A 5,840-nucleotide genomic window follows, 5' to 3' on the forward strand; every position below is an offset into this window, starting at 1 on the left:
CGCCAGGTCCGCGGTCGTAGTGACCAGCTCGCTGTCCGCGGATACATGGATCAGCCCCAGCGCGCCGTCCCCGACCAGCGCACCGGCCAGCAGGAACAGCAGTGAGGTGGACAGTACGGTGCGCGCGGCAAGACCGGAGACCAGCACAGCCACCAGCAGGGCGGCGCCGAAGACGAGGACGAGCAGCATGGCAGAAGCCCCTACGGGTCGGTTGACGGATCGTCACAGCGATCGCCGACCAGGCTTCCCGGCACACCAAAGAAGACCCTACCGCCTTCTTAACGCCCCGGGCCTGCAATATCCGGGCGAACCCCCGGCGCGTCTCAGCTCCAGCCGGGCAGCGCTTGGCCCGTGTAGGCGGCAGGGTTGATCTGCTCCTCGCCCGCGGCGCGAGCGAACGCCTCCAGTGCCTCGATCATCGCGCCGCGGTGGTCCACCGGCATCGCCGAGACGATTCTGGTGATCTCCGCCTGCCGGCGCTCGGTGACCTGGCGGACCACCTGGCGTCCGGCCGCAGTGGCCGCGAGCACCACCAGCCGCCGGTCGCCGGGGTCGTGCGCCCGCTCGACCATGCCGGCCGCGGAGAGCCGGTCGACCATCCGCAGGGCCGTGGAGGGGTTGACCGCCAACTGCTCCGCCAACCCGGTCAGGTTGACCGGGCCACCGGTGTCCAGCACCACCAGCATGCGGAACTGAGGGACGGTCAGCGCCTCCTCGATCGCCGCCAGCGAGCGGGCCGAGACCGCGACCAGGACCCGGGAGGCGGTGACGACCGCGGCCACCATCTCGTTGGCCGCGTCCAGGTCCTGCGGCGGCTGGGAATCGTGCATGACAGCAGTTCTACCCGCTGAAAGCCGGGAAGACGAACCCCTCACCCGACCCCAGTGCAAACATTGCATAATGCAATTAGAGGGCCGTCGTCCACAGCCCTGACAGGAGGCAGAGCCGTGAGATCCGCACCCGTCACCGCCCGCCTGCGCACCGCCCTCAACCAGGCCGACCTGCTGCCGCTGACCCCGATCCTGCACCCCGACGTCCACTGGTCGGTCCACGACAGCGACCGGGCCGGCTGCCATGGACGCGCCGAGGTGCTCACCCGCCTCGCTGCCCTGCACCAGCACGGCGGCCGGGTGGCCATGGAGGAGACCTTCACCTACCCCGACGCCGTCGTGCTCGGCATCGGCCTGAGCCGCGAGGGGGCACCGAAGCGGGGACGGCCGCAGACCGTCTACACCGTCTTCCACCTCAGCGGCGGCTTGATCACCCGTATCCACGGGCACGGTGACCGCTACACCGCGCTAGATGCCGCCTACAGCGCAAGCATCCACCCCCATGCCCGTCCAGCACCCCCGGCGACACCAGCCGCCGACACTGATACGGGCGGTACGGCCGATCGCCGAGGTGCGGCATGACCGGCCGCACGCCCACCCGGCCGCCCGCCACCGGTTGGCGTCGGAGGATCGCCCGCGCACCTGTCCACCTCTACCGCTGGCATCTGGGCCCGCTGCTGGGCCGTCGGCTGTGCCTGCTCACCCACACCGGGCGTACCAGCGGCTTGCCCCGTCAGACCGCTCTGGAGGTCACCGGCACCGATCCGGCCACCGGCGCGATCCGTCTAGCCTCCGGCTTCGGATCGGCCTCCGAGTGGTACCGCAACATCCAGCGCACTCCGCAGGTCACCGTGCACAGCGGCCGCAGCCACTGGAGCGGGACCGCCCGACCGATGAGCCCTGAGGAGTCCGGCCGCGCCATGGCCGCCTACGCCCCGCTCCACCCCCGTACCGCCCGCACCCTCATGCGGATCTGCGGCCTCACGACCGACGGCAGCACCGAGGACGGGTACCGCATCGGCCACGGCCACATCCCCTTCGTAGAGATCACCCCGGACCGGCAGCCCGGATAGCAGGAAGCGGCCACGACTCAATCGCCTGCGGCTTGCCCCTCGGCCTGAGAGTCCTTCGGCCGGGTCAGCACCAGGATGTCGTCGCCCGCGCGCACCACCGTGCCGGGGGCCATCGGCAGCAACTGCCCGTCGCGCAGGGCGGCGCTGACCCAGGTGTCCCCGTTCAGGACCAGGTCCTCCAGGGTGGCCCCGTCCGCCGGGGAGCCCGGCTCCACCGTGCACAGACCAGCGCCCTCCGGTTCCTGTGGCAGCCGCACCCCGAGCGCCCACGGGGTGGGCGGGGTGGTCCGCATCGGCACCCCCAGCCGGCCCGCCGCCCAGGCGACCGTGCTGCCCTGGACCAGGACCGAGAACGCCACCACCACGAAGATCACCTCGTAGATCCGTCTGGCGTCCGGCACCCCCGCCGTGATCGCGAACGCCCCCAGCAGGATCGGCACCGCACCCTTCAATCCGGCCCAGGCGATGAAGACCCGCTCCCCCGTCCGCATCCGCACCGGCAGCAGCAGCGGACCCACCGTCAACGGCCGCACCACCAACGCCAGCAGCACCGCCAGAACCAGCCCGATCAGCCACGCCCAGCCCTGCCCCAGCGCGCGCAGACCCACCGTCAGACCTAGCGCCACGAACACCACGATCTCCGCCAGGCTCGCCAGCGAACCCGAGACCTGCCGAATCTCAAGCCGGTAGGGCATCCCCTCGTCGCCGATCAGGATCCCGGCCACGAGCACCGCCAGGAAGCCCGAGCCGTGCGCGACCGTCGCCACCCCGTACACCGCCATCGCACCAGCCAGCGCCCGCACCGGGTGCAGCCCCGCCGCCGGCAGCGAGACCCGCTGCATGAACCGCAGCAGCGCGAACCCGCCCACCACACCCACCGCGGTGCCCACCGCCATCTGCACCGCGAACGTCCCCACCACCTGGCCCGCCTGCCGCCCGATACTGCCGCTGGCCCCCAGCAGCGCCAGCATCAACGCGATGCCCACCGGGTCGTTGGCCCCCGACTCCCCCTCCAGCACCGTCCCGGCCCGCCCGGTGATCTCGCGCCGACCCAGCACCGAGAACACCACCGCCGGATCGGTGGGCGACAACGCCGCCCCCAGCACCAGCGAGGTCCGCCAGCCCAGACCGCACAGCCCGTGCGCCACCAGCGTCAGCACCCCCGCGGTGAGGAAGGTCCCCACCACGCCCAGCGAGACGATCGGCACCACCGACCCGCGAAAACGCCGCCAGCCGATCCCCATCCCACCGTCGAACAGCACCACCACCAGCGCCACCGTCACCACCTGCTCCACCAGCGACACCGGAACCCGCTGGTTCAGCACCGGCAGCACATCCGAGGCGGCAGCGGCCGCCACCAGGAACAGCAGCGGCGCCGGAATCCGCAGCCGCTCACTGACCCGGTTCGACAGCACCGCCAGCAACACCACCACGGCCAGCACCAGCACCGTCAACCCAAGACCCTCCGCGCTCGCCATGCCGCCCATCCAAGCAGAACCACCAGCCTCGCCCCGCCCCTCGCCCCGGAGCGTCCCACCCCCGCCTACCGGCACAACCACGCACCGCCGGGGCTCGGAAGGGCCGGCCGGTTCTAGCATGAAAGGGGTACCCGCGCGGGCGAAGGAGCGTGGCGGCGATGGCCGGGGACCGAGGCCGGATCGTAGTCGGCGTCAGCGGATCGCTGGCAAGTCTGGCAGCGCTGCGCCACGCGGTGGCCCAGGCCCGCGCCACGAATCGGCCGCTGGTCGCGGTCCTGGCCTGGATCCCGCCCGGCGGCGAGGTCGGCTACCGTGCCGCGCCCTGTCCACCCCTGGCCCAGGTATGGCGCGAGTGCGCCCACGAGCGCCTGCGGACGGCCTTCGAGCAGGCCCTCGGCGTCCTGCCGACCGACCTGGCCATACAGCCCGTGGTGATCCGCGGCCCGAGCGGACCCGCACTGTGCGAGACCGCCGACCGCGCCGAGGACCTGCTGGTGATCGGAGCCGGCCGGCGCGGACCGCTGGCCCGCACACTCCACGGGCACGTCAGCCGCTACGCCCTGGCCCACGCCCGCTGCCCGGTCCTGGCCATCCCCTGGACCTGCCCGTTCAAGACCGGTCGCCACGCACTGCGGCACCTGGACCGCGAGGCCACCACGAACGGCGGACGCTGAGAAGCGCCTCGCACAGTCGTCCACACCGGCAGGCGCATCACGCATCGTCATGGGGACTCGATGCAGCCTGCGGCGGGTCCGGGGAATTCTCACGGTGCCCCTGGCGCCGTGTCAGGGACCGGTTACGCAAAGTGCACCGCGGGCCCGGTGCCGGTTAACACGCACTCCCTAGCTTCCTGACAACGGTCGGCATTCGGCCGCCGAGCGAAGGGAGAGTGCCCATGGCGACGAACACCACCGCGACCACGGCGGTACCAACAACAGCGCAGGCAACCGACGACGAACTGCTGCAGCGCCGACCGCACCGCTGGATCGACCGCTGGCACCCGGAGGACCAGCAGTTCTGGGACGCGGTCGGCGCCCGCACCGCGCGCCGCAACCTGGTCTTCTCGATCCTCTCCGAACACATCGGGTTCTCGGTGTGGACCATCTGGTCGGTCCTGGTCCTGTTCATGCCCGCGAAGCAGTACGGATTCAGCGTCAGCGACAAGTTCCTACTGACCACCACACCGGCGGCGCTGGGCTCCCTGGTCCGCCTGCCCTACACCTTCGCGATCGCCAAGTTCGGCGGCCGCAACTGGACCGTCGTCTCGGCAACGCTCCTGCTGATCCCCTCCGTGCTCGCACTTATCGTGCTCAAGCCCGGCGTCTCGCTGGACACCCTGCTCGTAGTCACCGGCCTCGCCGGGGTCGGCGGCGGCAACTTCGCCTCCTCGATGGCCAACATCAACAACTTCTACCCGCAACGCCTCAAGGGCCGAGCCCTGGGACTCAACGCCGGCGGCGGCAACATCGGCGTGGCCACCGTGCAGATCGTCGGCGCAGTGATCATCGCGCTCTTCGGCGCGGCCACCGACCCCCGGATGCTGCTGTACATCTACATCCCGCTGGTGGTCCTGGTCGCCGCGACCGCCTGGACACGGATGGACAACCTCACCGAGGCCACCAACGACACCGGCGCCCTACGCGAGGTCGCCCGCCACCGGCACACCTGGGTCATCTCCTTCCTCTACATCGGCACCTTCGGCTCCTTCATCGGCTTCGGATTCGCCTTCGGCCAGGTCCTGTCCGCCTCCGGAGTCGCCCACCCGATCTACGTGGTGTGGCTGGGCGCCTTCGTCGGATCGCTGATCCGCCCAGTCGGCGGCGCCCTGGCCGACCGCTTCCGCGGCTCCACGGTGACCCTGTGGAACTTCGTCGCCATGACCCTGGTGTCCGCAGCCGTCCTGGCCGCCTCCCACTCCAAGTCGGTACCCCTGTTCGTGACCGCGTTCACCGTCCTGTTCGCACTGACCGGAGTCGGCAACGGATCGGTGTACAAGATGATCCCGGCGATCTTCCACGCCAGGGCAGCCACCCGGCTCACCGCAGGCGCCGACCCCGACCAGGAGACCTTCCAGGCCCGCAGGCTGTCCAGCGCCCTGGTCGGCGTCGCCGGCGCCATCGGCGCCCTCGGCGGCGTCCTGGTCCAGATCGCATTCCGCCAGTCCTTCCAGTCCACCGGCAACGGCGACGCCGCCTACATCGCCTTCATCGCCTTCTACGCCGTGTGCGCCGCCATCACCTGGGCGGTATACGTCCGCTCCTCGGCCCCCGACCTCACCGGAGTCTGAGCACAGTCCTGGCGTCGGCCGGCACCGCAGCGCCCGGGACACCCTCCCGGGCGCTGCGACCCCGCGTGGACGATCGGGGTGCGGTGCGCAGGTGGGCGGGCAACTGGGACCTTGCTGCTACGCAACCCCTGGACGGGTCAGGGCTGGTAGCGGTAGCCGATGCCGGGTTCGG

6 protein-coding genes and 1 pseudogene are annotated in these 5,840 nt (G+C 71.2%); 4 read left to right on the top strand and 3 right to left on the bottom strand.

What is annotated here, in order from left to right; translation table 11 throughout:
- Both TR46_RS37295 and TR46_RS37300 read right to left on the bottom strand, forming a co-directional pair.
- A pseudogene (locus TR46_RS37295) lies at positions 1–189 on the bottom strand (cation:proton antiporter); the annotation flags it as partial.
- Positions 190–323: 134 nt separating this feature from the next.
- A complete protein-coding gene (locus TR46_RS37300) occupies positions 324–830 on the bottom strand; it encodes a MarR family winged helix-turn-helix transcriptional regulator (RefSeq protein ID WP_042411651.1) in 507 nt (168 codons plus the stop codon).
- Between the two features lie 117 nt (positions 831–947).
- Here TR46_RS37300 and TR46_RS37305 point away from each other — a divergent pair, with 117 nt between their 5' ends.
- Entirely contained in the window at positions 948–1,412 is a 465-nt protein-coding gene (locus TR46_RS37305) for a nuclear transport factor 2 family protein (RefSeq protein ID WP_042411653.1), read from the top strand.
- Positions 1,409–1,903, top strand: coding sequence for a nitroreductase family deazaflavin-dependent oxidoreductase (locus TR46_RS37310; protein WP_042411657.1), 495 nt, complete (start codon positions 1,409–1,411; stop codon positions 1,901–1,903). Before TR46_RS37305 ends, TR46_RS37310 begins: the two co-directional genes overlap by 4 nt.
- A gap of 17 nt (positions 1,904–1,920) precedes the next feature.
- Here the strand turns inward: TR46_RS37310 and TR46_RS37315 are convergent, their stop codons facing one another.
- Entirely contained in the window at positions 1,921–3,381 is a 1,461-nt protein-coding gene (locus TR46_RS37315) for a cation:proton antiporter domain-containing protein (RefSeq protein WP_042411659.1), read from the bottom strand.
- A gap of 158 nt (positions 3,382–3,539) precedes the next feature.
- Here TR46_RS37315 and TR46_RS37320 point away from each other — a divergent pair, with 158 nt between their 5' ends.
- The gene (locus tag TR46_RS37320) at positions 3,540–4,055 is read left to right on the top strand and encodes a universal stress protein (RefSeq protein ID WP_042411662.1); all 516 of its coding nucleotides are present in this window, start codon (positions 3,540–3,542) and stop codon (positions 4,053–4,055) included.
- Positions 4,056–4,276: 221 nt separating this feature from the next.
- Complete coding sequence (locus TR46_RS37325) at positions 4,277–5,668, top strand: nitrate/nitrite transporter (RefSeq protein WP_052433465.1); 1,392 nt, start codon at positions 4,277–4,279, stop codon at positions 5,666–5,668.
- The last annotated feature ends 172 nt before the right edge of the window (positions 5,669–5,840 follow it).

It is taken from the genome of Streptacidiphilus carbonis (assembly GCF_000787775.1).
Taxonomy (GTDB): Bacteria; Actinomycetota; Actinomycetes; order Streptomycetales; family Streptomycetaceae; genus Streptacidiphilus; species Streptacidiphilus carbonis.

What these genes read in the sequence shown, in the direction of transcription:
- TR46_RS37300 (WP_042411651.1), bottom strand. Translation starts at nt 830, where the DNA reads ATGCACGATTCCCAGCCGCCGCAGGACCTGGACGCGGCCAACGAGATG.
- TR46_RS37310 (WP_042411657.1), top strand. Translation starts at nt 1,409, where the DNA reads ATGACCGGCCGCACGCCCACCCGGCCGCCCGCCACCGGTTGGCGTCGG.
- TR46_RS37315 (WP_042411659.1), bottom strand. Translation starts at nt 3,381, where the DNA reads ATGGCGAGCGCGGAGGGTCTTGGGTTGACGGTGCTGGTGCTGGCCGTG.
- TR46_RS37320 (WP_042411662.1), top strand. Translation starts at nt 3,540, where the DNA reads ATGGCCGGGGACCGAGGCCGGATCGTAGTCGGCGTCAGCGGATCGCTG.
- TR46_RS37325 (WP_052433465.1), top strand. Translation starts at nt 4,277, where the DNA reads ATGGCGACGAACACCACCGCGACCACGGCGGTACCAACAACAGCGCAG.